Source organism: Roseateles sp. P1_C6 (assembly GCF_056406315.1).
Map to the genome: position 1 here is coordinate 217,014 of NZ_JBFUAK010000005.1, position 24,529 is coordinate 241,542.

Below are 24,529 nucleotides of genomic sequence, written 5' to 3' on the forward strand. Positions count from 1 at the left end.
GCGCCGCCAGTCGTTTTTCACGCTGCGGCCGAGCTGGAGGCCAGCTTCATCGCTGGCACATCGCTTGCAAAGCAATTGGTAGACCAGGCCTCTTGGAGTACGGCATGAAGAAGATGAAGCTCGTGATGGTGGGCAACGGCATGGCCGGTGTGCGCACGCTGGAGGAGCTGATCAAGATCGCGCCGGACCTCTACGACATCACCGTCTTCGGCGCCGAGCCGCACCCCAACTACAACCGCATCCTGCTGTCGCCCGTGCTGGCCGGCGAGCAGACGATCGACGAGATCATCCTGAACCCGCTCTCCTGGTACGAGGAGAACGGCATCACGCTGCACCTGGGCAAGGCCGTCACGCAGATCGACCGCGTGCGCCGCCGCGTCGTCGCCGCCGACGGCCAAGGCGGTGAGATCTCCGCCGAGTACGACCGCCTGCTGATCGCCACCGGCTCGATGCCCTTCATCCTGCCGGTGCCGGGCAAGGACCTGGACGGCGTCATCGCCTACCGCGACATCGCCGACACCAACGCGATGATCGACGCGGCCACCAAGTACAAGCACGCCGTCGTCATCGGCGGCGGTCTGCTGGGGCTGGAGGCCGCCAACGGGCTGATGCTGCGCGGCATGCAGGTGACGGTGGTGCACCTGGTCGACACGCTGATGGAGCGCCAGCTCGACACGGTGGCCGGCGACCTGCTGCGCAAGTCGCTGGTCGACCGCGGCCTCAACTTCATGCTGGGTGCGCAGACGCAGGAGCTGCTGGCCGGCGACACGGGCCGCGTGCGCGCCGTCAGGCTCAAGGGCAGCGACGGCAAGGTCATCGAGGTGCCGGCCGACCTGGTCGTCATGGCCGCCGGCATCCGCCCGAATACGGCGCTGGCCGAAGCCGCCGGCCTGCATTGCGCCCGCGGCATCGTCGTCACCGACACCATGCAGACCGTCACCGACCCGCGTGTCTATTCGGTCGGCGAATGCGCCGCGCACCGCGGCATCGCCTACGGCCTGGTGGCGCCGCTGTTCGAGCAGGGCAAGGTCTGCGCGACGCACCTAGCCCAGTTCGGCATCGGCCGGTATCTCGGCTCATCGGTCAGCACCAAGCTCAAGGTGACGGGCATCGACCTGTTCAGCGCCGGCAACTTCACCGGCGGCGCGGGCACGGAGGAGATCGTCATGAGCGACCCCTTCGCCGGCGTCTACAAGAAGCTGGTCATCCAGGACGACCAGCTCGTCGGCGCCTGCCTGTACGGCGACACGGTGGACGGCGGCTGGTACTTCAAACTGCTGCGCGAGGGCCGCAAGATCGCCGACATCCGCGACAAGCTGATGTTCGGCGAGGCGGGGGCCAACATCGGCGACGTGGGCCACCAGGGCGTCAGCCGCGCGGCGTCCATGGCCGACAGCGACGAGGTCTGCGGCTGCAACGGCGTGAGCAAGGGCAGCATCTGCAAGGCCATCCGCGACAAGGGCCTGTTCACGCTGGACGAGGTGCGCAAGCACACCAAGGCGAGCGCCAGCTGCGGCAGCTGCACGGGCCTGGTCGAGCAGCTCATCATGTTCACGGCCGGCGGCGACTACTCGGCCACGCCGAAGAAGAAGGCCATCTGCGGCTGCACCGATGCCAGCCACCAGGACGCGCGCGACGCGATCAAGGCCGGCCATCTGCTGACGTCGGCCGATGTGTTCCGCTCCCTGGAGTGGAAGACACCCAACGGCTGCGCCACCTGCCGTCCGGCCATCAACTACTACCTGATCTCGACCTGGCCCAAGGAGGCCATCGACGACCCGCAGAGCCGCTTCATCAACGAGCGCTCGCACGCGAACATCCAGAAGGACGGTCGCTACTCGGTCATCCCGCGCATGTGGGGCGGCGAGACGACCAGCTCGGAACTGCGCCGCATCGCCGACGCGGTGGACAAGTACCAGATCCCCACCGTCAAGGTCACCGGCGGCCAGCGCATCGACCTGCTGGGCGTGAAGAAGGAAGACCTGGTCAACGTCTGGAAGGACATCGGCATGCCGTCGGGCCATGCCTATGCCAAGGCGCTGCGCACGGTGAAGACCTGCGTGGGCAGCGAGTGGTGCCGCTTCGGCACGCAGGACAGCACGCAGATGGGCAAGGACCTGGAGCGCGCGTTGTGGCGCATGTACGCGCCGCACAAGGTCAAGATCGCCGTGTCGGGCTGCCCGCGCAATTGCGCGGAGGCCGGCATCAAGGACGTGGGCGTCATCGGTGTCGACTCGGGCTGGGAGATCTACGTCGCCGGCAACGGCGGCATCAAGACCGAGGTGGCCGAGTTCTTCTGCAAGCTGAAGACGCCGGAAGAAGTGCTGGAGTACAGCGGCGCCTTCCTGCAGCTGTACCGCCTGGAGGGCTGGTACCTGGAGCGCACGGTGCACTACGTCGCCCGCGTCGGCCTGGACCACGTCAAGAAGAAGATCCTCGACGACGCCGACAACCGCCGCGCGTTGTGGGCACAGTTGCAGTTCAGCCTGGACGGCGAGCCCGACCCCTGGTTCGACTTCGACAAGGCCCATGTCGACCTGCGCCAGTTCGAGAAGGTCGGCGCCTGATGCTGAACCGTCGCAGCTTCGTCATCGCCGGCGTCACCGTCGCCAGCCTGCCCGCCCTGGCCCAGGGCGGCCGCATCAGCCAGCTGGGCGACGCCATCAACATGGCCGGCGCCCAGCGCATGCTGAGCCAGCGCATGGGCAAGGCCTGGCTGGGCCAGCTGCGCCCCGAGCTGGCCGACCGCGCACGCACCGTGCTGCAGGCCAGCGAGGTCCGCTTCGAGCGCCAGCTCGGCGAGCTGCTGGCCTTTGCGCCGACGCCCGAGATCGCCGGCAGCTACAAGGCCATGCAGCATCGCTTCGGCGACTATCGCGCGCTGCTGCAGAGCACGCCCAGCCGCGAGCGCGTCGACGAGTTGCTGCAGGCCTCGGGCGAGATGCTCAGCCTGGCCCATGTCGCGACCAGCCAGCTGCAGCAGCGCTCTGCCGCGGCGACGGCCATGCTCGTCAACATGTCGGGCCGCCAGCGCATGCTGTCGCAGCGCCTGGCCTTGTTCTTCATGGCCGGCCAGCAGGGCGCGCGGCCCGACCTGGTCGCCAAGGAAACGGTCAAGGCCCGCGGCGAGTTCGAGACCGCCTTGCGCGTGCTGGGCTCGGCCCCCGAAGTGACGCCGGCCATACGCGACAACCTGGCCCTGGCGCAGAGCCAATGGGTCTTCCTGCAAGCGGCGCTGGCCGGCGAGAGCCAGGGCTCCAAGGCGGCCAGCGACGTGTTCGTGGCGAGCGAGAACCTGCTCGCCGTGATGGAAACCGTGACCGGGCAATTCGCCCGCCAACTGGGATGACGACCATGGACGACTGGACCCGCATCTGCGCGCTGCAAGACATCCCCGTGCTGGGCTCGCGCCGCGTGCAGCGCAGCCAGGGCGTGGACGTGGCCGTGTTTCGCAACGCCGAAGATGAGGTCTTCGCGCTGCTGGACCGCTGCCCGCACAAGGGCGGCCCGTTGAGCCAGGGCATCGTCTTCGGCAAGCACGTGGCCTGCCCGCTGCACAACTGGACCATCGGCCTGGCGGACGGCAACGCCCGCGAGCCCGACGAGGGCTGCACGCCGGCCTTCCGCGTGAAGCTGGAGAGCGGCGACGTGTTCCTGCTGAAGAGCGAGCTGGACACGTTGGCGCTGGACCTGCCCGCTCCCGTGGCGGGGCCAAAGATTTCGATCGCGGTGGCGTAAGGGCGGGACGCCAGCCCACCCAAAAGAACATGAACGAGACAAAGTCCACCTGCCCCTACTGCGGCGTCGGCTGCGGGGTCGTCATCGAGCATGACGACACGCAGATCACCGGCGTGCGCGGCGACCCCGACCACCCGGCCAACTTCGGGCGCCTGTGCACCAAGGGCACCAACCTGCACCTGACGGCGACGCCGGTCGTCATCCAGCACCAGCGCCTGCGCGAGCCGCAGCGCCGCACCGAGCGCGGCGGCCAAGCCGAGGTCATCAGCTGGGACACGGCCAACCGCGAGATCGCCGACAAGCTGCTGGCCATCCGCGCGGCCCACGGCCCTGAAGCTATCGGCGTCTACATCTCCGGCCAGCTGCTGACCGAGGATTACCACGCCTTCAACAAGCTGGCCCGCGCCGTCATCGGCACACCGCACATCGACTCCAACTCGCGCCTGTGCATGAGCTCGGCGGTCGTCGGCTACAAGCAGGCGCTGGGCGCCGACGCGCCGCCCTGCAGCTACGAGGACATCGAGCTGGCCGACTGCGTGCTGATCAGCGGCGCCAACCCGGCCTGGGCCCACCCCATCCTGTTCCGCCGCCTTGAAGACGCGCGCAACGGCAAGCCGGGCCACAAGCTGATCGTCATTGACCCGCGCCGCACCGAGACGGCCGAGCTGGCCGACCTGCACCTGCAGATCCGACCCGGCACCGACGTGGCGCTGTGCCACGGCCTGCTGCACGCCGTCATCTGGCAGGGCTGGACGGCGGGTGACTTCATCGCCCAGTCCACCGAAGGCTTCGACGCACTGAAGGCACTGGTGCGCGACTGGGCACCGTCGCGCGCGGCCCAGGTCTGCGGCGTGAAGGAGGCCGACATCTGGCAGGCCGCCGAATGGTTCGCCACCTCACCGTCGTCGCTCAGCCTGTATTGCCAGGGCCTGAACCAGAGCAGCAGCGGCACCGCCAAGAACACCGCGCTCATCAACCTGCACCTGGCCACCGGCCAGATCGGCAAGCCCGGTGCCGGCCCGTTCTCGCTGACCGGCCAGCCCAACGCGATGGGCGGCCGCGAGAGTGGCGGCATGGCCACGCTGCTGCCCGGCCACCGCGACCCGGGCAAGGCCGAAGACTGGGCCGAGATCGCGTCGCTGTGGGGCCTCGATCAATCCAGTGACCTGCCGGGCAAGCGTGGCCACACGGCCGTCGAGATGTTCGAGGCCGCGGCGCGCGGCGAGATCAAGGCGATCTGGATTGCCTGTACCAACCCCGCCCAGTCCATGCCCGACCAGGCCATGGTCCGCCAGGCGCTGGAGCGCTGCGAGCTGGTCGTCCTGCAGGAGGCCTTCGCCCACACGGCCACGGCCCGCTATGCCGACTACCTGCTGCCCGCTGCCACCTGGGGCGAGAAGGAAGGCACCGTCACCAACAGCGAGCGCCGCATCAGCCGCGTGCGCCCGGCCGTGCCCGCGGCGGGCGAGTCCCGCGCCGATTGGCGCATCGCGCGCGACATCGCCACGCTGATCGACGCCGGCCTGGATCGCCCGCCGCGCCTCACCGCGACGACGCCCGAAGACCTGTGGCTGGAGCATCGCGCAGCCACGCGCGGCCGCGACCTGGACATCACCGGCCTGTCCTGGCTCACGCTGGACAGCGAAGGCCCGCAGCAGTGGCCCTTCGTCAGCGGACCGACCGCGCGGCTGTACACCGAAGGCCGCTTCGCCACCGCCGACGGCCGCGCCCGCTTCATCACCAAGCCCTACCACGCCACCGCGGAGACGGCGACGGCCAAGCGGCCCTTTGCGCTGACCACCGGCCGCATGCGCGACCAGTGGCATGGCATGAGCCGCAGCGGCAGCGTGCCACGCCTGTTCGCCCACGAGGGCCGGCCGGTCGTGCGCGTGAACCCCAGCGACGCCGCGCGCCGCAAGCTGGCCGATGGCGAACTGGTGCATGTGCGCTCCAAGCGCGGCGAGGTCGTGCTGCCGCTCAAGCTCGACGAGAACGTGCCGCCGGCCGGCGCCGACATCGCCATGCACTGGGGCGACGAGTTCATCGGCGCGCAGCTGGGCATCAACGCGCTGACTCAGGGGGCCTTCTGCCCCGACTCCAAGCAACCCGAGCTGAAGTTCAGCGCCGTCGCCATCGAGCCGGCCACGCTGCCCTGGCGCCTGAGCGCCTGCGCCTGGGTAGCGCCCGAGGACGGCCAGCGCCTGCGCGAGCAGCTGCGCGCGCTGATGCCGCGCTTCGGCTATGCGCATTGCCTGCCGGAGCCGGCGAGAGCCGATCACGGCGAGCAAGTCGGCTGGGCGTTTGAAGCCGCCTGCGCCGAGGCGCCCGCGCCCGAGCTGGTCGACGAACTGGCCGCCGTGCTGGGCCTGAACAGCCCCGCCGTGCTGCGCTACGCCGACGCCCAGCGCGGCCGGCTGCGCCTGCTCAACCTCGATGGCGATGACCTGCAGGCCGCGCCGCTGCAAGCGCTGCTGCGCGTGGGCCAGCATGAGGAAGGCGCCTGGCTCGTCGACCTGTGGCGCGAGCGCACGGCGGCATCCACGGTGGGCCGCTGGCTGCTGTCACCCGGCACCCCGCCCACCAACCCCGGCGCCGCGGCCAGCCCGCAGGTCTGCAACTGCTTTGACGTGCGCGAGGACGTCATCCGCCTGACGCTGGCCCGCTGCAGCGGCAGCCCTTCTGAGCGCCTGGCCCAGCTGCAGGCCGAGAAGCGCTGCGGCACGCAGTGCGGCTCCTGCCTGCCGACGCTGCGCCGCCTGGTCAACACCACCCCTGAAGAGGTTCCCGCATGAGCCATGTTGTCTCGCTCGTCGGCGCCGGTCCTGGCGATCCCGAACTGCTGACCGTCCGCGCGCTCAAGCGCATCGAAGCCGCCGATGTCGTGCTTGCCGATGACCTCATCGACCCACGCGTGCTGGCCCTCGTGAAAGGCCGGCTGCTGCGCGTCGGCAAGCGCGGCGGCTGCATCTCGACGGACCAGCATTTCATCCACGCGCTGATGATCCGCGAGGCCCATGCCGGCCACCGCGTCGTGCGCCTGAAGGGCGGCGACCCCTTCGTCTTCGGCCGCGGCGGCGAGGAGGTCGATGCGCTGCGCGAGGCCGGCCTGGACGTCGAGGTGGTGAGCGGTCTCACCAGCGGCATTGCCGGCCCGGCGGCCGTGGGCATCCCGGTCACCGACCGGCGCGCGTCGCCCGGCGTCATCCTCGTCACCGGCCACGCGGGCGAAGGTCGCGCCGAGCCCGACTGGGCCGCGCTGGCCCGCACCGGCCTGACGCTGGTCATCTACATGGGCGTGGCCCGCGCGGCCGACATCACGGCCCAGCTGATGGCCGCCGGCCTGAAGGCCGACCTGCCCGCGGCCGTGGTCAGCGCCGCGCACACGGCGCAGCAGCGCCACGCGGTGACGACGCTGGCCGACCTGCCGGACTGCATCGCCCGCGAGGGCTTGAAGAGCCCGGCCCTGCTGGTCGTCGGCGAGGTGGCCCGGCACGCGGCCGCGACGCTGGCATGGCCGGAAGTTATGGCTGGCTGATCCGAAGTGATGACCGGTTGAGCCGGCCTGTCCCTGACCGGGGACAGCCGCGCGGATCAGGACACGCCCACATCCCCCAGCCGAGGATGGCGCCGCCGCGCCGCACATCGCACACTGCCGACCCCATCACACGGAGGTCGACATGAAGTTCCCCATGCCTGCAGCAGCTGCGCACGCCGGCGCTGCCCAGGCCCAGATCGAGACCGACACGATCCACCCAGGCCTCGCCTTTGCGCTCTATCTGGCGACCCCGCTCGCGCCCACCCACCAGCCCGGCAGCGCAGCGCAGCCAAGGCTCTGTTTCAGATCCCCGATGGCCCCGCGACATCACCTGCGCGGAGGGGATGCCGTGAGCAGCCTCAACTGAGCTTGAAGCTGCTGACCAGGCCCGCCAGGCGCACGGCCTGCTCCTTCAGCGATTGAGCCGCCGCGGCGGACTCCTCCACCAGCGCGGCGTTCTGCTGCGTCATCTGGTCCAGCTCCGTCACCGTGCCGTTGACCTGGGCGATGCCCTGGCTCTGCTCCACCGCGGCGGCGCTGATCTCGCCAATGATGTCGGTCACGCGCTGCACGGAGCCGACGATGTCGGTCATGGTCGCGCCGGCGTCGTTGACCAGGCTGGTGCCCGCTTCGACGCGCTCGACGCTGGCGCCGATCAGCGCCTTGATCTCCCGCGCGGCTTCCGCCGAGCGTTGTGCCAGCGAGCGCACTTCGCCGGCCACGACGGCGAAGCCGCGGCCTTGCTCGCCAGCCCGTGCCGCTTCGACGGCCGCATTCAGCGCCAGGATGTTGGTCTGGAAGGCGATGCCATCGATGGTGCCGATGATGTCGGCGATCTTCTTGCTGGCGGTGTTGATCTCGCCCATGGTGCTGACGACGCGCGACACGACCGCGCCGCCGCGCCCGGCCGTCTCGGCGGCGGCACCGGCCAGCTGCTTGGCGGTCATCGCCGAATCGGCGCTCTGGCCGACGGTGCCGGTCAGCTGCGTCATGGAGCTGGACGCCTGCTGCAGGTTGGACGCCGTCTGCTCCGTGCGGTGGGACAGGTCCATGTTGCCGCTGGCCACCTCGCTGGACGCGACCTGGATGCTCTCGGCCGACTCGCGCACCTGGCCGACGATCTCGCTGAGCGACTTCTGCATGGCCGCCAGCGCCTGCATCATCTCGGCGGACTCGTCGTTGCCACGCACCTCGGGCGCCCGCGACAGGTCGCCGCCTGCCATGCGCTCGGCGAAACGCTTGGCGGCCATCAGCGGGCCGATGATGGAGCGCGAGATCTGCACCGCCAAAACACCGCCGACGACCACGCAGACGACGAAGGCGATCATGAAGGCGAGGAAGACGTTTTTGATCAGCCCCTCGACCTGCGTGAAGATGTCGTCGCCACGCTTCTTCAGGTCGCCCTCGATGCCGTTCAGCATCAGCAGCGCCGGGTCGTAGGCGGCATCGGCGGTCTTCATGTCCTCAAAGGCCGCCTGGGCGTCCGCGTAGCCGTCGGCGACGAGCTTGTCGGCCACTGGCTTCACGGCCTTGCGGTAGTCGGCCATCAGACCGCGGAACTTGGCCAGCGCCGTCTTGCCCTTGTCTTCGGTCGTGATGGCGCCGAAGTCGTCCATCGCCTTGTCCAGCCCCGCCTGCGCGGCATCCCACTCCTTGCGGGCGCGGGCCGTGCCTTCCTTGTTGAAGATGGACGCCACCAGCGTCGACGTGGCAGCCTTGCTCTGCAACAGCTGGCTGCGCGCGGCCATCGTGATGTTGGACGCCGGGATCAGCTTTTGCGTGATGCCCTGGATGGCCTTCTCGGACACGTTCAGGCCGAACCCGCCCACGGCCACCAGCACGAACGTCATCACCAGGATGATGCCGAAGGCGAGCCAGAGGCGGGCTTGGATGCGCAGGCGACGCAGCATGGGGTTCTCCTGGTGGGAAAGGGGCGATCGAGGGCAGCTTTCGATTGAAGCAGAAACCCGCGGTGGAACACGAAAGCCTGCTGGTAGGCTCGCGGCATCGTTCACGCCACAGCCCACCATGAGCTTTCTGGCCATCGACATCGGCAACACCCGGCTCAAGTGGGCCGCCTACCCGGAGGGCGCCGAACCTGGCAGCCCGCCGACGCAGCACGGTGCCGTCTTCCTGGAAAACATCGACCGCCTCGCGGACGAGGACTGGCAAGGCCTGGCCCCGCCCACGCGCATGCTGGGCAGCAACGTGGCCGGCGACGCGGTGCGCCGCCGCGTCGAGGAGCAGATGGAGCACTGGGACCTGGTGCCGCGCTGGGTCGTGCCCGCCGCGGAGGCCGCCGGCGTCAAGAACGGCTACGACCACCCGACCCGCCTGGGCGCCGATCGCTGGGTGGCCGTCATCGGTGCCCGCGCGCACGCGCTCAAGCGCGGCTTCGACGGCCCGGTGCTGACCGTCATGGTCGGCACCGCGGTCACGGTGGATGCGCTGTCCAGCGACGGTCAGTTCCTCGGCGGCCTCATCCTGCCCGGCCACGGCATCATGCTGCGCGCGCTGGAGGGCGGCACGGCCGGCCTGCGCGTGCCGACCGGCGAGGTGCGCGACTTCCCGACCAACACCAGCGACGCGCTGACCACGGGCGGCACCTTCGCCATCACCGGCGCCATCGAACACATGCACCGGCTGCTGCAGACCCGCGAGGGCCGCGCCCCGCTGCTGCTGATGACCGGCGGCGCCGGCTGGAAGGTGGCCCCGGCGCTGGATGCACCGCACGAGCTGATCGAGGGCCTGATCTTTGATGGCCTGCTGGCCGTCAGTGCGACACGGCCCTGAGCTTGTGCGTCAGCTCGCGCCGGGCGAGCATTCAGGCGCTTGGCGCCATGAAGCGGGGCTTGCCCGGGCTGCGCTGAGCGCGCCTACAAGCCCCGGTTTCCCGGCCACTCCACGCGCGCCAGGCGAAGCATGTTGGCAAACACCGGGTGCGCCACCAGCAGCTCGAAGACCCGCTCGGCAAGCGCCTGCCCGGCAAGCGAGTCAGAGTGGAAATGAACGCCCGCCACTTCGCGGTTGAAAGCCACGTCATTCGCGAGTTTGATCAGCGGGTCCTTCAGCGCGGGGAACAGGTGCCCGTAAACCAACGCAACCATGCGCGACTGCGCAGCATGCCCGCTGGGGTAGCTCGGATGCCCTGGATAGAGCGGATCCGGCCTGGCGAACATCGGCGCGAGCTCAGGCAAATAGGCTGAAGGCCGGCCCGCGTTGAACTTGCACTTGAAGTAGAAGACCGTGGTCATCAGATCGTCGTTGGCGGCGTTCAGGACTTTCGCCGTCATTGGCCGCTCCAGCCTCACGGACTCGCGGGCCTCCATCAGCGCCATGAGGCCGGCTGCTAGGCCCTGTACCGACCCGGCCTGCGACTTGATGCCATCACCCCTCGCCGTTCGCTCCTGCTTGCACGCCATCAGCTGGTCGCCATCCACCTTCAAGGCGTCCAGCACCGGCCCGTCGAGCTTGATCACAATCTCGTCGGCCCAGTTGTCCGGCAGAAACTTGACCTCGTTGGCGATGTCATCGCGGAACTCGGCCCGCCAGTCCGCGGCAGGGAAGTACTTCAGCGCCGAAAAATCCGGATCAGCACTCATGGCCTTCTCCTCAGATTTCGCCGATGGCTGCAAAGCTCAGCAGCGTGATCGCCAGCGCGTCCTGCGCCCACTCCTGGCCTTGGCGGCTGTCTCGCCATAGCAGCGCATCGTGTCGCGAACCGACGATGGGCATGAAGCTCAAGGCCACCGATGCCGAGGGATGGTTTTCCACCTGCCATGCACCCATGAATGTCGCACCGGCGAACATCAGCGGCGGCGCGAACATCTCTCCAGACAGCGCGACGAGCGGCGCGACGGCGTCCAGCGCCTGACCCTCGCCACCCATGGGCAAAGCTTCGGCGCCGACGGCCGGCAGGGCGGCATCGCTCAGCACGCGAAAGTGTCCCGTCGCACTGAGCGGCAGCGCTCGCAGCAGGTCGTTCGCCGACAGCGCGGGCACCGCATCGGCCAGCATGGCCTTGAAGGTACCGGTCGCACTCGCAGGCAAGCCTTGCAGCAGATCGACATCCTCAGGTTTGACCGGAGGCCAGGGCATCTGAGGCAAGGTGCGGAAGTGCCCCGTGGCACTGAACGGCCAGCCCACGGCACGGGCGCCGACCGCCGGCGTGGCCGGCATGGCGCTGACGGCGGACGGGGTATCGGGCAGGCCAATCTGCATCGCTGTCGGGGGCATCGCCGCGGCTCCACCCGTGCTCGAAGCCATGACCGGCTGCTCGGCGTCAGGCGGTACGGGCGCCGCTTTGACCCAGCAAAAGTGATGCTTGATTCGCTGCATGGACCTCTCCTCCTAAACTCGCTGCCACCGTGGGGCGAGGTGGCTTGATGGCGATGCGAAGAGGATATCCAGCGGGGTCCGGCCGGCGCAATGTCCGTTGGGCCACTGCTTTGGCAATGGTCATCAGCATTGTGGGTACGGTGTCACTGAAAGCCGACAGTGCCCGCCCGCCGCAGGCGGCCTTGATCGTCTTCCTGGGCATAGGCTCGGCCGCGAGGGACGTGAGCTACCAGCGCTTCATGGCAGCAGCGGATCGACTTCCCGCCGAAACCCGGCGCAGGATGCAGATCCGTTTCATGGACTCGGGCCTGGAGACGCCAGCCTCGACGCCGGCTGCCGTGCGTCGCGTGGCCGCTCTGCACCCCGTTTTGATCGTGGCCCCGTCCTCCGCGACAGCCAAGCTGGCGAAGGACCATGCCGGCGCCACGCCCATCGTGTTCGGCAGCGTGCTGGACCCCGTGCGCTACGGGGTCGTGAGTGCCATGGAGCGACGCGCGGAGGCGATGACGGGCATCTGGGTGGCCGACACGCTGGACGCCAAACGTTTGGAGATCCTGCGCGACGCCTACCCACTGGTGAAGCGCGTGGCGGTGTTGATCGATCGCCCCTGGGGCGAGTACTTCGACACCGAGAAGACCCTGCCGCCCATTGCGGCCAGGCTGGGCTTGGAGGTGACGATCCTGTACGCCGAGAACACGGTTGAAGCGCAAGCCCTGTTCGCCGAACCGCGCGCCGCGGGATTTGATGCCTGGTGCATCCCGCGCAGCGGCTTGGCCGGCCTCAATACGCCGATGATCGTCGACAGGCTTCGCGCTTGGGGCAAACCGGTCATCCTGGCCAATACCACCGACATGGCCGTCGGCGCGCCGCTGTCCTACGCCCTGGACATGTCCTTCGCCTGGCCGGCCATGGCGGAGTTGGTCGTGCGGGTGCTCGACGGCGAGGCCCCCGGCAGCATCCCCATCCTGCGCCCGCAGCGCGCCGTGCTCGCCGTGCGCCCCAATCCCGAAGGCGGCTTTCCTGCGCCCAGCGCCCAGGTGGTAAGGCGGGCGGACGTGGTGCTGCGATGAGCGTGGCCCGCTGGCTACGGCAGTTTCGAGGCCACAACCGATACCGGCCGTTGTCCAGGCGCTATGCGCTCGGCCTGTCCGGCGTCACGCTCAGCCTGCTCCTGGCCTCGGGCTTGTCCGAGATGTATTTCGGCTACCGTGAATCGCTGGCTCGCATAGAAGCAGTTCAGGAAGCGCTTGCCGAAGGGGCCGCGCGCGAGATCGCGACCTATCTGGGCGTCATTGAGACCGGCCTGCGCGACGCGGCGAAGATGCCCTGGGGGCGCCCGGACTTCGGCCTGCCGCAACGGCGTGAAGAGTTCTATCGGCTGATGCAGTTGGTGCCGGCGATCACCGACCTGCAGGCCGTGGACCGCGGGGGCCAGGAGCTGCTCTCGACCTCCAAGCACGCGCCCGATCGCATCGGGTCGGGCCTGCCGCTTGACGAGCCGTCCCTCGCCCAGGTCGGCGCGGACGAAGGCATACGCCGCGGCCGCACCTTCTTCCGCGACGGCTATCTGCCGACCTTGTGCATGTCGGTCTTCGACGGTCAGGGCGCCATCGTCGCCACGGTCGACCTGCGCCTGCTGGGCGATGTGGTGGCACGGGTCAGGGCGGGCGAGGCCGGACTGGCCTATATCGTCGATGCCCAGGGGCTGTTGATCGCTCATCCCCAGGCGACCCACACCTTGAGTCGCATCGACCTGTCGCGGTCCGAGGTCGTGCGGCAGGCGCGCGCGAATGCGGCGTCGGGTGCCAGCCAGATCCGCGGGCTCGCGGCCCATGACCTGCAGGATCGGCCGGTCATCACGACCTCGGCGGCCGTGCCGGGGACCGGCTGGATCGTCTTCATGGAACAGCAGCGCAGCGAGGCGCTCAAGCCCGTCTGGGCAACGCTCACGCGCACCGTGCTGCTGATGCTCGTGGGCGTGATGGCGGCCCTCGTGCTGGGCGTCGCCTTCGCGCGCCGCATGGCAGCGCCCATCGTGGCGCTGCGCATGGCCACGGCGCGCATCGCCGCGGGAGATCTGCACTCGCCGCTGGAGTTGCACCGCCACGACGAGATCGAGGATCTCGCACAGGACTTCAACCAGATGGCCTCGCGCCTGCGGGAGGTCTACGCCAGCCTGGAGGCCAAGGTCGCCGAACGCACGGCCCAGCTGTCGGACGCGCGGGACGTGCTGACCGCGCGGGCGAACGAACTCACGCACCTGAAGGACGAGGCCGAACGCGCCAACGCTGCCAAGACCCGCTTCCTCGCCGCCGCGAGCCACGACCTGCGCCAGCCCATGCACTCGATCAGCCTGCTGCTGGGCGTGCTGCAGAGCCGCCTCGACAGCCCCGAGCACCTGGCGCTGGCTGACAAGATCGAGTCCTCCGTCGCGACGATGGAGAACCTGTTCGGCAACCTGCTGGACATCTCCAAGCTCGACGCCGGCGCGGTTCAGGCCCACCTCGAAGACGTCGATCTGGGCTGGCTGCTGCATCGCCTGGAACAGACCTGGGCGCCGCAAGCGGCCGAGAAAGGGCTGCGCCTGAGCGTGCGGCGCTGCGATTTCGTCGTGAAGGGTGACGCCACGCTGCTGGAACGCATCGCCGGCAACCTGGTGGCCAATGCGATCCGCTACACGCGCCAGGGCGGCGTACTGGTGGGTTGCCGCCGGCGTGGCGACCGTGTCGAACTGCAGGTCTGGGACAGTGGCCCTGGCATAGAGCCGCGCTACCGCGATGCCATCTTCGAGGAGTTCTTCCGCATCGAAGCGCCGGGCACAGGCCAGGAAAAAGGCCTGGGCCTGGGCCTGTCCATCGTGCAGCGTTGTGCCCACATCCTCGGCTACAGCTTGATCGTGAACAGCCGCGTCGGGCACGGCTCAGTGTTCCGGCTGGTGATGCCCTTGCTGGTTTCGCCCTTGCCGCTACCCCGGGCGTCGCCGCGCTTCACAGCCAGCCAGCAGGCGCTGGAAGGGCGATTCATCGTCATCGTCGACGACGAGGCGATGAACGCGCAGGCGCTGGTCGACGCGCTGCACGCCAGCCGCTGCCACGTCGTCGCCGCGGCGTCCTGCGACGAGGCCATGAGCCAGCTGGAGGCGCACCTGCGCGTGCCCGATCTCATCGTCACCGACTATCAGCTGGGCGCCGGCCGGGACGGCTTCGAAGTCATTCGGCGGCTGCGGCAGCACTACGACGAAGGCATCCCCGCGCTGATCGTCACGGCCAACACGGATGCAGGCTTGCAGGCACAGGCCGCCGCATTCGGCGCACGCCTGCTGCACAAGCCGATCGGCCTTCAGCGGCTGCTGGAGGCCATGCAGGAATCGCTGGCGTCTCCTGCAGGCCCCTGAGTCGGCATCGGCGGGTCAAAGCGCAGCCCCAGGCGACTGGCCGCCAGCACGGCCTGGGTACGCGTCGTCACGTTGAGCGAGCGCAGCACGGCCGACGTGTGGGCCTTGACGGTACTCAGCGACAGGTTGAGCTGCCGCCCGATCAGCTTGGCCGGCTTGCCCTGCAGCAGCAGGTGCAGCACATCGGCCTGGCGCGGCGTCAGCCCCAGCTCTGTCGGGCGCCTGCCGGGCGGCGATGCCGGCGCCATCGCGGGCAACGCTGGAGACAGCACCCGGCCGCCGAGAAACACCGACGGCGGCAGGTAGATGCCCTTGGCCAGGATGAGGCGCAGCGCGCCCAGCATGACCTGCGATGTCGAGCTCTTCGGGATGAAGCCCATCGCGCCGGCATCCAGCGCAGCGAGCACGGTGTCCTTGTCATCTGCCGAGGACATGACGACGACGGGCACTTCCGGATGGTCACGCCGCAACCGCGCCAACCCCTCCAGGCCGGACAGCCCCGGCAAGCCCAGGTCGATCATCACCAGATCGGCGCCGCCGCGCTGGGCCAGCAAGGCAAAGGCCTCCTCGCAACTGCCCGCCTCCCAGGTCTGCAGCTCATCCACCAGCGGCTTCAGCAGCAGTGCCACACCCTCGCGGAACAAGGGGTGATCGTCGATCAACAGAATCTTCATGAGCAGTCTCCCCGCTGCGGTCGATGGTATCGGCGCGCAGCACCGTCGCCGCGCTTGCGGGGCAATCCTTTGGGTAGGCCATTTGGCCTATGCGCGAGGCCCTGGCTCGGCGTACTTCTCGGCAATGGCAATGCCGGCCCGCACTCACCAAACTTGATGACAAGAGACGGCGCCACCGCGCCGCAGAGGCTCAGGGGGTCCCATGCTGCCAATCGTCCAAACGACATCGTCCGAGCGCCCAGGTGATCGGGAGAGCCAGCCGCGGCAGGTGCTGGGTGCCCTGCCACAGCCGCTGCTGGTGCTGCTGCCCGACCGGCGCCTGCTGTTCGCCAACGCCAGCGCCGAGCATCTGCTGGCCGAAGGCCTGGGCGAGGCGCGCTCGGGTCATTTGATGAGCATCGGCCAGCTCGACGCCCCGCGCTTGAGCGACCTGCTGGCCCTGGCTGCGGCGGGCTCGTCCTCGCGCACCGGGCTGTGGTTCACGCCCAGCTTGGCCACCGGCTGGCTGCACGCAGCGCCACTGGCGCCGGCCATCGCGCTGGCGTCGGACTGGCCCTCGCCCAGCGTGCTGCTGGCCGTGCATCAGGACCAGCCGGCCCTGACCCAGGCGGCACGCATCGATGCGCTGACGCGCCAATGCCGGCTCAGCCAGGCCGAACGCCATGTGTTGCTGCTGCTGGCAGACGGCGAACCCGTGGACGCAACCTCCCGCCACCTGGGCCTGTGCGTCAGCACTGTGCGCAGCCATGTGCGCAACCTGCTCGGCAAGACGCAGGCGCCCAATCTGATGCAGCTGCTGCGCTGGACGGGCAGCGCTGCAGCACTGCCCCACTGACCCGCTAGAGGATGAAGCGGCTCAGATCCTCGTTCGCCGCCAGCGCGGCCAGCTTGGCGTCGACGGCCGCGGCGTCCAGCGTCACGGTCTGACCCGCGTTGTTCGGCGCGTCGAAGCTGATCTCGTCCAGCAGCCGCTCCATCACCGTCGCCAGCCGCCGCGCGCCGATGTTCTCGGTGCGCTCGTTGACCTCGAACGCGATCTGCGCCAGGCGGCGGATGGCCCCGGCCTGCAGATCCAGCGTGACGCCTTCGGTCGCCAGCAGTGCCTGGTATTGCTTGACGAGGCTGGCGTGCGTGCTGGTCAGGATGGCCTCGAAGTCGGCCACCGACAGCGAGTCCAACTCGACGCGGATCGGCAGGCGGCCCTGCAGCTCGGGGATCAGGTCGCTCGGCTTGGCGAGATGGAAGGCGCCGCTGGCGATGAAGAGGATGTGGTCGGTCTTCACGAGGCCGTACTTCGTCGATACCGTCGTGCCTTCGACGAGAGGCAGCAGGTCGCGCTGGACGCCCTGGCGCGACACCTCGGCGCCGCCATGCTCGTTGCGCGACGCGACCTTGTCGATCTCGTCGATGAAGACGATGCCCATCTCCTGCGCATGCCCCAGAGCCGCCGTGCGGATCTCATCCTCGTTGACGAGCTTGGCCGCCTCCTCGTCGACGAGCAGCTTCATCGCTTCGGCGATCTTGAGCTTGCGGGTCTTCTTCTGCGCGCCGCCGAACTGGCTGAACATGCCCTTCAGCTGCTCGGTCATGTCCTCCATGCCCGGCGAGTTGCCGAAGGGGCCGAGCAGCTCCAGACTGGGCTTGGGCGCGAGCAGGTCGAGCTCGACGTCCTTGTCGTCGAGCTGACCTTCGCGCAGGCGCTTGCGAAAGCTCTGGCGGGTCGCGTTGTCGGCTTCAGAGCCCGGCAGCAGCACGTCGAGGATGCGGTCCTCCGCGGCGTCCTCGGCGCGCGTGCGGCAGCGACGCATCGCCACCTCGCGTTCCTGCTTGACGGCCACCTCGACGAGGTCGCGGATGATGGAGTCGACGTCCTTGCCGACGTAGCCGACCTCGGTGAACTTGGTCGCCTCGACCTTGATGAAGGGCGCGCCGGCCAGCCGGGCCAGGCGGCGCGCGATCTCGGTCTTGCCGACGCCGGTCGGACCGATCATCAGGATGTTCTTGGGCGTGATCTCGCCGCGCAGCTTGTCATCGACCTGCTGGCGGCGCCAGCGGTTGCGCATCGCGATGGCGACGGCGCGCTTGGCGGCCTGCTGGCCAACGATGTGGCGGTCCAGCTCGGAGACGATCTCCTGAGGCGTCATCGAACTCATTCGAGCACCTCCAAGGTGTGGTTCTGGTTCGTGTAGATGCAGATCTCGCCGGCGATCTCCAGCGACTTCTTGACGATGTCCGCCGCGCCCAGCTCGGTGTGCGCCAGCAGCGCCTTGGCCGCGGCCTGCGCGTAGGCGCCCCCGGAGCCGATGGCGACGATGCCTTGCTCGGGCTCCAGCACGTCGCCGTTGCCGGTGATGATCAGCGACGCCGTGCGGTCGGCCACGGCCAGCATGGCCTCCAGCCGGCGCAGCACGCGATCGGTGCGCCAGTCGCGCGTCAGCTCGACGGCGGCGCGCACGAGGTGGCCCTGGTGCTTCTCCAGCTTGGCCTCGAAGCGCTCGAACAGCGTGAACGCATCAGCCGTGGCGCCGGCAAAGCCCGCGAGCACCTGGTCGCGGTAGAGCTTGCGCACCTTGCGCGCGCTGGCCTTGACGATGGTGTTGCCCAGCGTCACCTGGCCATCGCCGCCGATGGCGACCTGCCAGCCGGCGGGCGTCTGGCGGCGCACCGAAATGATGGTGGTGCCGTGATAGACGGCGGAGGAGGAATCGGAAGACATAGAGGCCTCACTTGGGGCCGACAGCGGCGCGGTCAAGTCAGTTGATTCTGACTTTCACCTTCGCGTGCTCGTTGATGCCCATCGCGCCGAAGAACAGCGCCACCAGCCGGTGCGCCTCGAGGAAGACCACCGAGCGGTTCTCGGTGCGACGCTGCAGCACCCAGTTCAGCAGGTCGCCGGCGGCCATGAAGTCCAGCCGGATCAGCTTGGTGCAGGAAATGTGGATGAGGCTGGCCTCACCCACCTCGGCGGACAGGCCGCGCAGGATGTCGGAAATGTCGCCGCTGAGCTGGCCCATCAGGTCGAGCTGCGCCGCCATGCTGGCGGCGTCGGGCAGGCCGGTATCCAGGAAGGTGGACTGCGCCTCGCTCTGCATCGTGCTGGTCGCCGGGCTGTTCGTCGACGAGCCTTCGCCGCCAATGCGCACGCGGCACTTGGCGCGCTCCCAGGACGGCGGGGAGACCTCGTAGGTCACGCAGTAGTCGATGGCCGCCTCGTCGAACTGGTCGGGCCGGTTGGCCAGGCGCAGCGCTTCGAGGCGAAGCATCCACAGCGCCGGGTCGGTGTCACGCTCACCGACGGGGGCGATTTCCTTGAGCTGGTTCAGGAAGCGGTCGCCGCCAATCCAGCGCTGGTCGACCTGCTGCTGGGCCCAATGGCGGAACAGCTGGCGCAGCTGGATGGCCGCATCGATGTCGACCTCGTCCAGCGCACCCCAGTCGAACATCCAGGGCATGGGCAGGGTCTCGCTGCGCTTTTGCAGCAAGGCCACGTCCTCGGAGGTCAGCGTCGCCGGCGACGTCCAGCTGACCTGGCCGGCCTTGGCCATCGGTGAACGGGCGGCCTGGCGCGTCGACTCGGCCACCAGCTTGGGCATGGAGAACCATTGCGGCGCCGACAGGCCGAACTGCTGCGCGTACTCGACGGCCAGCGCCTCGAACTTGCCCTGCGCGCCGGTGGCGCGGTAGTGGTCGAACAGCACCAGCCAGGTCTCACCGTGCAGGTTACGGCTGCCGCCCGGGCGCACCAGCTCGGTCAGCGCGCGCTCGCTGTTGTCGTAATCGGCATTTGCGAAGGCAATGACGGCCTCGTCGAGCTCGGGGTCGTGCACGACCTCCTGCACCTCCACCGCCGAGGATTCCGCCATCGTGAAGGACAACGGCATGTCCAGCGGCGGCAGGTCAGGCAGGCGGCTGGGCGGCGAGTCGGACAGCGGCGGGATGGCCGCGCCCATGGTCACCGCGGCCGGCGGCGTCGGCGCGGACAGGCGCTGAACCTCCTTGGGGCTGGAGAACTCGCTGACACGGCCGCCCGCGGCGTCCATGGCCGGCGGCGCCGACACGGTCGACGCAAAGGCCGCGGGCCGCGTGCTGGTCTCGAAGAAACCGGGCTGCTGCTTGGGCACGGCCTGCGTCGTCGCAAAGCTCTCGCCCACCATTTGCTGCTCGATCTCGTCGATCTTGGCCTTCACGCCCAGATCGATCTTGGAATTGGGCTCGCTGGCGCGCTCGTCATCGCCCAGCCTGGACGGCGACGAGGCCAGCGCCGCGAGTTGCTCGGGCGTCAGGCCCTCGCGGCGGATGCGGCGCAGCATGTCGAGCTCGCGCTTGCGCACGAAATCGTTGCGGCGCTTGCGCTCCACCATCGCGCGCAGTTCGGCCTTGGCGAGGTCGCCCTCGGGGTCGTCCTGGCGCGAGTTGATTTCCGCCCAATCCGTCGTCGGATTGGCGACGAAGCGCGCAACCTTGCGGAAGAAGCTGTCGCCTTCCTTCGGGTCTGCGGGCTTGGAGTCGGACATGTCGTGCGCGAAAGGGATCAGTCGCCGAACATCTTCTGCTTGAGCTCGCGGCGCTGCTGCGCTTCGAGCGACAGCGTCGCGGTCGGGCGGGCGATCAGGCGGCCCAGGCCGATGGGCTCGCCGGTCTCGTCGCAGTAGCCGTACTCACCCGTGTCCAGGCGGGCGATGGACTGCACGATCTTCTTCAGCAGCTTGCGCTCGCGGTCGCGCGTGCGCAGTTCCAGCGCATGCTCTTCCTCGATGGTCGCGCGGTCTGCCGGGTCGGGCACGATGGTCGTGTCCTCGCGCAGATGCTCGGTCGTCTCGCCCGCGTTGGACAGCACGCCGTCCTTCAGCTCAGTGAGCTTGGTGCGGAAGAACTCGATCTGCTTCGCGTTCATGTACTCCGAGTCCGGCATGGCCAGCACTTCGGCGTCCGTCAGCTCGGCGCCCGATTTGGTCTTCCAGGCGTTGACCAGCTTGGGGTCGCCCTTGGCGGCCACGCGAGGCGTGTCGGACTCGACATGCCCCGCACCGCGCGCAGGCGGTTTCGGCGGAGCAAAGCGGTCGGCAAAGCGATTTGCCGGTGCAGGCGCCTCCAACGTTGCGACGTCGGCGCCGGCATCAGTCTTCTTCGCACCCTTGGTGGATGCGGCGGCGGTTTTAGGGGCCGGGGTCTTGCTCACTGTCTTCTCCTCGCTCAGGGTTTGCATCGGCGCGGTGTCAGACCGTGATCGCACTGCTTATCAGCCGGCTGCCCGATTTTGAGCGCGGCGGATTGTAGCCATGCGAATTTCTGGGTCGGCACTCCCCCGAAAGCAGGGTTTCCGGTGACGAAAAACGTCACGCCAAACAGCCTTCCAAACCTTGCATCAGAACCTCTTTGGGCAGATCGATACCAATGAACACCATCTTGCTCTGCTTTTTCTCGCCCGGCATCCATTTCGGGCCCAGGTCAGACCCCATCATCTGATGGACGCCCTGGAAGATGACCTTCTTCTCGGTGCCTTTCATGTGTAGGACACCCTTGTATCTCAGCATCTTGGGGCCGTAGACCTGCACGATGGCGCCGAGGAAGTCCTCGAGCTTGGCCGGGTTGAAGGGCTTGTCGGAGCGGAACACGAAACTCTTCACATCATCGTCGTGATGATGGTGGTGGGGGTGGTCACAATGCTCACCGTGCTCATGGTCGTGATGATCATGGTCATGGTGGTGATGGTCGTGGTCATCCGCCTTCAGGAAGTCGGGGTCGATCTCCAGCTTGGCGTTCAGGTTGAAGCCGCGCAGGTCGAACACCTTGGCCAAGGACACCTCGCCGAAATGCGCCGTCTGGATGGGCGCACGCGGGTTCATGTGCTTGATGCGGTGCACCAGGGCCTCGACGGCCGCTGGCTCCACCAGGTCGCTCTTGCTGATGAAGATCTGGTCGGCAAAGCCGACCTGCATGCGCGCTTCCTGGCGGGTGTCCAGCTGGGTGTCGGCGTGTTTGGCGTCGACCAGCGTCAGGACGGAGTCCAGCAGATAGCTCTCGGCGATCTCGTCGTCCATGAAGAAGGTCTGCGCCACCGGGCCGGGGTCGGCCAGCCCGGTGGTCTCGATGACGACGCGCTCGAAGTTCAGCTCGCCCTTGCGGCGCTTGGCGGCCAGGTCGGCCAGCGTCGTGCGCAAGTCCTCGCGGATCGTGCAGCAGACGCAGCCGTTGCTCATCTGGATGATCTGCTCGTTGGTGTCCGACACGAGGATCTCCGTGTCGATGTTCTCTTCGCCGAACTCGTTCTCGATGACGGCGATCTTCTGGCCATGGGCCTCGGTCAGTACGCGCTTGAGCAGCGTGGTTTTGCCGGCACCGAGGAAGCCGGTCAGGATGGTGGCGGGGATGAGGCCTTGGGCAGCAGTGGACATGGTGGGGCCGTTTTTCAAGAAGGCAGCAGATATGGGGGCTGGACGCCCCAGGACAAGGTCTTGTCAAACCAATCGGCTATTCTGTCCTTTCCGCAATACCCTGACTGCTCCCCTTGAGCGAACCGCATTCAGGCCGGCCCCCAGTCCGCGGGGCCGCCAAACACCCGCCCGAGGCACGTGGCCTGCTGGAGCGCATGCTGGAGTTTCTGCACCCCGGCCCCGACTCCAAGACCGAATTGATCGAAACCCTGGCCGATGCCGAGCAGCGTGAGCTGATCGAGCCCGAGTCGCGCCAGATGCTGGAAGGCGTGCTGCGCATGGCCGAGCTGTCGGCCGGCGACGCGATGGTGGCCGCGCCACGCATGGACCTGCTGGACATCGACGCACCGTACGACGAGCTGCTGGGCCTGGTCATCGACACCGGCCATTCGCGCTTCCCGGTCTTCGAGGGCCAGCGCGACAACATCATCGGCATCCTGCTCGCCAAGGACTTGCTGAAGATGCAGCGCGCGCCCGAGCTCAACCTCCGCGCGCTGCTGCGGCCCACCGTCTTCGTGCCGGAGAGCAAGGGCCTGAACGAGCTGCTGCGCGACTTCCGCTCCAACCGCAACCACCTGGCCATCGTCATCGACGAGTTCGGCAACACCGCCGGCCTCATCACCATCGAGGACGTGCTGGAGGAGATCGTCGGCGAGATCGAGGACGAGTTCGACGACAAGGATGGCGAGTCCGGCATCTACACGCTGGCCGACAACAGCCAGCGCGTGGCCGGCGACGCGACCATCGCGGCCGTCAACGGCGCCTTCAACCTGGCCCTGCCGGACGACGACTTCGACACCATCGGCGGCCTGGTCGCCCATGAGCATGGCCGCGTGCCGCGCCGCGGCGAGTCGGTGCGCATCGGCGGCTTGAACTTCGCCGTCATGCTGACCCGGGGCGGCGCGGTGCGCTGGTTCAAGGTCACGCGCGCACCCGAAGGCGAGTCCGAAGCGTGAGGCGCGCGGTGAGCGCCGCCGTGGCGCTGGCCGCCGGGCTGCTGCACACGTCGGCCTTCGCCCCCACCGGCGCCTGGTGGGCCCAGGTTGTCGCGCTGGCTATTCTGTTCGGCCTGGTTGCCCGGGCCACGCCGCGAGCGGCCGCGCTGCACGGCGCACTGTTCGGCTGGAGCTGGCTGGCTTCGGGCCTGTGGTGGCTGCACATCAGCATGCACCAGTTCGGCGGCATCCCGTGGGTGCTGGCGGCACTGGCCGTCGGGCTGCTGGCGGCGTTCCTGAGCGGCTACTACGCGCTGGCGCTGGGCCTGACGGTGCGCTGGATCGCGCCCGGCCGCGCGCGGCTGCTGGCCCTGGTGCCGGCCTGGCTGCTGGCCGAGCTGGCGCGGGCGACCTGGTTCAGCGGTTTCCCCTGGATCGCGTCCGGCTACGCGCATTCGGTCGGGCCGCTGGCGGGCTGGGCGCCGTGGATCGGCGTCTACGGCATCACGGCACTGGCCGCGCTGCTCGCGGCCGGCCTGGTGCTATTGCGCGACAAGGCGTGGCGCCTTGCCGCACCGGCCCTGCTGCTGCCGCTGGCCGGTGTGCTCGCGCCGCAGGACTTCACGGCTTCGACCGGCCATGTCGCGCTGTCGCTGGTGCAGCCCAGCATCCCGCAGGACCAGAAGTTCGACCCCGCCCGCTTTGCCGTCAACCTGGAAGCGCTGGCCCAGCTCATCGAATCGGCGCGCGGCCAGGTCGTCATCACGCCCGAGTCCGTCGTGCCGCTGCCGCTGGCCGAGCTGGACCGCGCGACGCTGGTGCGCTTGTCGCGCCCTGAGCGTCCGGCGCTGCTCGGGACGTTCCTGGGGAACGTGGACGAGGGCTGGGTCAACTCCGTCGTCGGCCTGGGCAGCGACTACCACTACGGCAAGCGCCACCTGCTGCCCTTCGGCGAGTTCATCCCGCCCGGCTTCGGCTGGTTCGTCCACGCGATGAACATCCCGCTGGACGACCAGGCCCGCGGCGACCACCAGCGCGCCTGGGCCGTCGCCGGCCAGCGTCTGCGGCCGCTGATCTGCTACGAGGACTTGTTCGGCGAGGACTTCGTGCAGAGCGCCGTCGGCCCCGGCGCGGCCACCGTCTTCGTCAACGTCAGCAACCTGGCGTGGTTCGGCACCGTGATGGTCCAGGACCAGCACCTGCAGTTCTCGCAGATGCGTGCGCGGGAATTCCAGCGCGCCGTCGTGCGCTCGACCAACACCGGCGCGACCGCCGTCGTCGACCACCACGGCCAAGTCACGGCCCGCATGCCGGCGCTGCAGCGCGGCGTGCTGGAGGCCGATGTCGACGGCCGCAGCGGCTCGACGCCTTACGCGATCTGGCTCAACGCGTTGGGCCTGTGGCCGCTGTGGATCCTGGCCCTGCTGGCGCTGGCCGGCGCACGCAGGGCCGCCCCATAGAATCGACCACCCCCCGCTCTC

The 24,529-nt window shown here is 68.7% G+C and carries 21 protein-coding genes; 12 read left to right on the plus strand and 9 right to left on the minus strand.

Annotation, left to right across the window (positions count from 1 at the left end; all coding sequences use genetic code 11):
• Positions 1–104: 104 nt before the first annotated feature.
• The 6 genes from nirB to AC1D29_RS12375 all read left to right on the plus strand — a co-directional run bounded on the left by nirB (position 105) and on the right by AC1D29_RS12375 (position 7,640).
• The gene (nirB, locus tag AC1D29_RS12350; protein ID WP_477897652.1) at positions 105–2,567 is read left to right on the plus strand and encodes a nitrite reductase large subunit NirB; all 2,463 of its coding nucleotides are present in this window, start codon (positions 105–107) and stop codon (positions 2,565–2,567) included.
• Positions 2,567–3,349, plus strand: coding sequence for a type IV pili methyl-accepting chemotaxis transducer N-terminal domain-containing protein (locus tag AC1D29_RS12355; RefSeq protein WP_477897654.1), 783 nt, complete (start codon positions 2,567–2,569; stop codon positions 3,347–3,349). Before nirB ends, AC1D29_RS12355 begins: the two co-directional genes overlap by 1 nt.
• Positions 3,350–3,354: 5 nt before the next feature.
• On the plus strand, positions 3,355–3,738 hold the full coding sequence (gene nirD, locus AC1D29_RS12360; protein ID WP_477897657.1) for a nitrite reductase small subunit NirD: 384 nt from the start codon (positions 3,355–3,357) through the stop codon (positions 3,736–3,738).
• A 29-nt stretch (positions 3,739–3,767) separates the two neighbouring features.
• Entirely contained in the window at positions 3,768–6,530 is a 2,763-nt protein-coding gene (locus AC1D29_RS12365) for a nitrate reductase (protein WP_477897659.1), read from the plus strand.
• Positions 6,527–7,273, plus strand: a complete 747-nt coding sequence (cobA, locus tag AC1D29_RS12370) for a uroporphyrinogen-III C-methyltransferase (protein ID WP_477897661.1) — start codon at positions 6,527–6,529, stop codon at positions 7,271–7,273. Before AC1D29_RS12365 ends, cobA begins: the two co-directional genes overlap by 4 nt.
• Before the next feature lie 142 nt (positions 7,274–7,415).
• Positions 7,416–7,640: a hypothetical protein gene (locus AC1D29_RS12375; protein ID WP_477897663.1), complete on the plus strand. Its 225-nt coding sequence runs from the start codon at positions 7,416–7,418 to the stop codon at positions 7,638–7,640.
• Here AC1D29_RS12375 and AC1D29_RS12380 read toward each other — a convergent pair.
• Positions 7,633–9,183: a methyl-accepting chemotaxis protein gene (locus AC1D29_RS12380; protein WP_477897665.1), complete on the minus strand. Its 1,551-nt coding sequence runs from the start codon at positions 9,181–9,183 to the stop codon at positions 7,633–7,635. The two genes, AC1D29_RS12375 and AC1D29_RS12380, sit on opposite strands and share 8 nt — an antisense overlap.
• 118 nt (positions 9,184–9,301) lie before the next feature.
• On the opposite strand from AC1D29_RS12380, the gene AC1D29_RS12385 reads away from it, so the two are divergent.
• Complete coding sequence (locus AC1D29_RS12385; RefSeq protein ID WP_477897667.1) at positions 9,302–10,066, plus strand: type III pantothenate kinase; 765 nt, start codon at positions 9,302–9,304, stop codon at positions 10,064–10,066.
• Between the two features lie 83 nt (positions 10,067–10,149).
• On the opposite strand, the gene AC1D29_RS12390 is transcribed toward AC1D29_RS12385, so the two are convergent.
• Together AC1D29_RS12390 and AC1D29_RS12395 are read right to left on the minus strand one after the other, a co-directional pair.
• Positions 10,150–10,875: a phosphatase PAP2 family protein gene (locus AC1D29_RS12390; protein ID WP_477897669.1), complete on the minus strand. Its 726-nt coding sequence runs from the start codon at positions 10,873–10,875 to the stop codon at positions 10,150–10,152.
• Between the two features lie 10 nt (positions 10,876–10,885).
• The gene (locus tag AC1D29_RS12395) at positions 10,886–11,611 is read right to left on the minus strand and encodes a hypothetical protein (RefSeq protein ID WP_477897671.1); all 726 of its coding nucleotides are present in this window, start codon (positions 11,609–11,611) and stop codon (positions 10,886–10,888) included.
• A 116-nt stretch (positions 11,612–11,727) separates the two neighbouring features.
• Here AC1D29_RS12395 and AC1D29_RS12400 point away from each other — a divergent pair, with 116 nt between their 5' ends.
• Together AC1D29_RS12400 and AC1D29_RS12405 are read left to right on the plus strand one after the other, a co-directional pair.
• Positions 11,728–12,681 carry an ABC transporter substrate binding protein gene (locus tag AC1D29_RS12400; RefSeq protein WP_477897673.1) on the plus strand — a complete coding sequence of 318 codons (954 nt, stop codon included), beginning with the start codon at positions 11,728–11,730 and terminating at the stop codon, positions 12,679–12,681.
• A 50-nt stretch (positions 12,682–12,731) separates the two neighbouring features.
• Positions 12,732–15,005 (plus strand): hybrid sensor histidine kinase/response regulator, encoded by a 2,274-nt coding sequence (locus tag AC1D29_RS12405; protein ID WP_477897675.1) that lies wholly within the window; start codon positions 12,732–12,734, stop codon positions 15,003–15,005.
• Here AC1D29_RS12405 and AC1D29_RS12410 read toward each other — a convergent pair.
• Entirely contained in the window at positions 14,951–15,679 is a 729-nt protein-coding gene (locus AC1D29_RS12410) for a response regulator (protein ID WP_477897677.1), read from the minus strand. The genes AC1D29_RS12405 and AC1D29_RS12410 overlap by 55 nt on opposite strands.
• 202 nt (positions 15,680–15,881) lie before the next feature.
• On the opposite strand from AC1D29_RS12410, the gene AC1D29_RS12415 reads away from it, so the two are divergent.
• The gene (locus AC1D29_RS12415; RefSeq protein ID WP_477897679.1) at positions 15,882–16,514 is read left to right on the plus strand and encodes a helix-turn-helix transcriptional regulator; all 633 of its coding nucleotides are present in this window, start codon (positions 15,882–15,884) and stop codon (positions 16,512–16,514) included.
• 4 nt (positions 16,515–16,518) lie between these two features.
• Here the strand turns inward: AC1D29_RS12415 and hslU are convergent, their stop codons facing one another.
• The 5 genes from hslU to AC1D29_RS12440 all read right to left on the minus strand — a co-directional run bounded on the left by hslU (position 16,519) and on the right by AC1D29_RS12440 (position 22,074).
• Positions 16,519–17,832 (minus strand): ATP-dependent protease ATPase subunit HslU, encoded by a 1,314-nt coding sequence (gene hslU, locus AC1D29_RS12420; protein ID WP_477897681.1) that lies wholly within the window; start codon positions 17,830–17,832, stop codon positions 16,519–16,521.
• Positions 17,829–18,395, minus strand: coding sequence for an ATP-dependent protease subunit HslV (gene hslV, locus AC1D29_RS12425; protein ID WP_477897683.1), 567 nt, complete (start codon positions 18,393–18,395; stop codon positions 17,829–17,831). The genes hslU and hslV overlap by 4 nt, the downstream gene beginning before the upstream one ends.
• A 37-nt stretch (positions 18,396–18,432) precedes the next feature.
• Positions 18,433–20,193, minus strand: a complete 1,761-nt coding sequence (locus tag AC1D29_RS12430) for a hypothetical protein (RefSeq protein ID WP_477897685.1) — start codon at positions 20,191–20,193, stop codon at positions 18,433–18,435.
• A 17-nt stretch (positions 20,194–20,210) separates the two neighbouring features.
• Complete coding sequence (gene dksA / locus AC1D29_RS12435; protein ID WP_477897687.1) at positions 20,211–20,858, minus strand: RNA polymerase-binding protein DksA; 648 nt, start codon at positions 20,856–20,858, stop codon at positions 20,211–20,213.
• Between the two features lie 157 nt (positions 20,859–21,015).
• Positions 21,016–22,074, minus strand: coding sequence for a CobW family GTP-binding protein (locus AC1D29_RS12440; RefSeq protein WP_477897689.1), 1,059 nt, complete (start codon positions 22,072–22,074; stop codon positions 21,016–21,018).
• A gap of 113 nt (positions 22,075–22,187) precedes the next feature.
• On the opposite strand from AC1D29_RS12440, the gene AC1D29_RS12445 reads away from it, so the two are divergent.
• Positions 22,188–23,069 (plus strand): HlyC/CorC family transporter, encoded by an 882-nt coding sequence (locus AC1D29_RS12445; RefSeq protein ID WP_477897691.1) that lies wholly within the window; start codon positions 22,188–22,190, stop codon positions 23,067–23,069.
• An 8-nt stretch (positions 23,070–23,077) separates the two neighbouring features.
• The gene (gene lnt / locus AC1D29_RS12450) at positions 23,078–24,508 is read left to right on the plus strand and encodes an apolipoprotein N-acyltransferase (RefSeq protein ID WP_477897693.1); all 1,431 of its coding nucleotides are present in this window, start codon (positions 23,078–23,080) and stop codon (positions 24,506–24,508) included.
• The last annotated feature ends 21 nt before the right edge of the window (positions 24,509–24,529 follow it).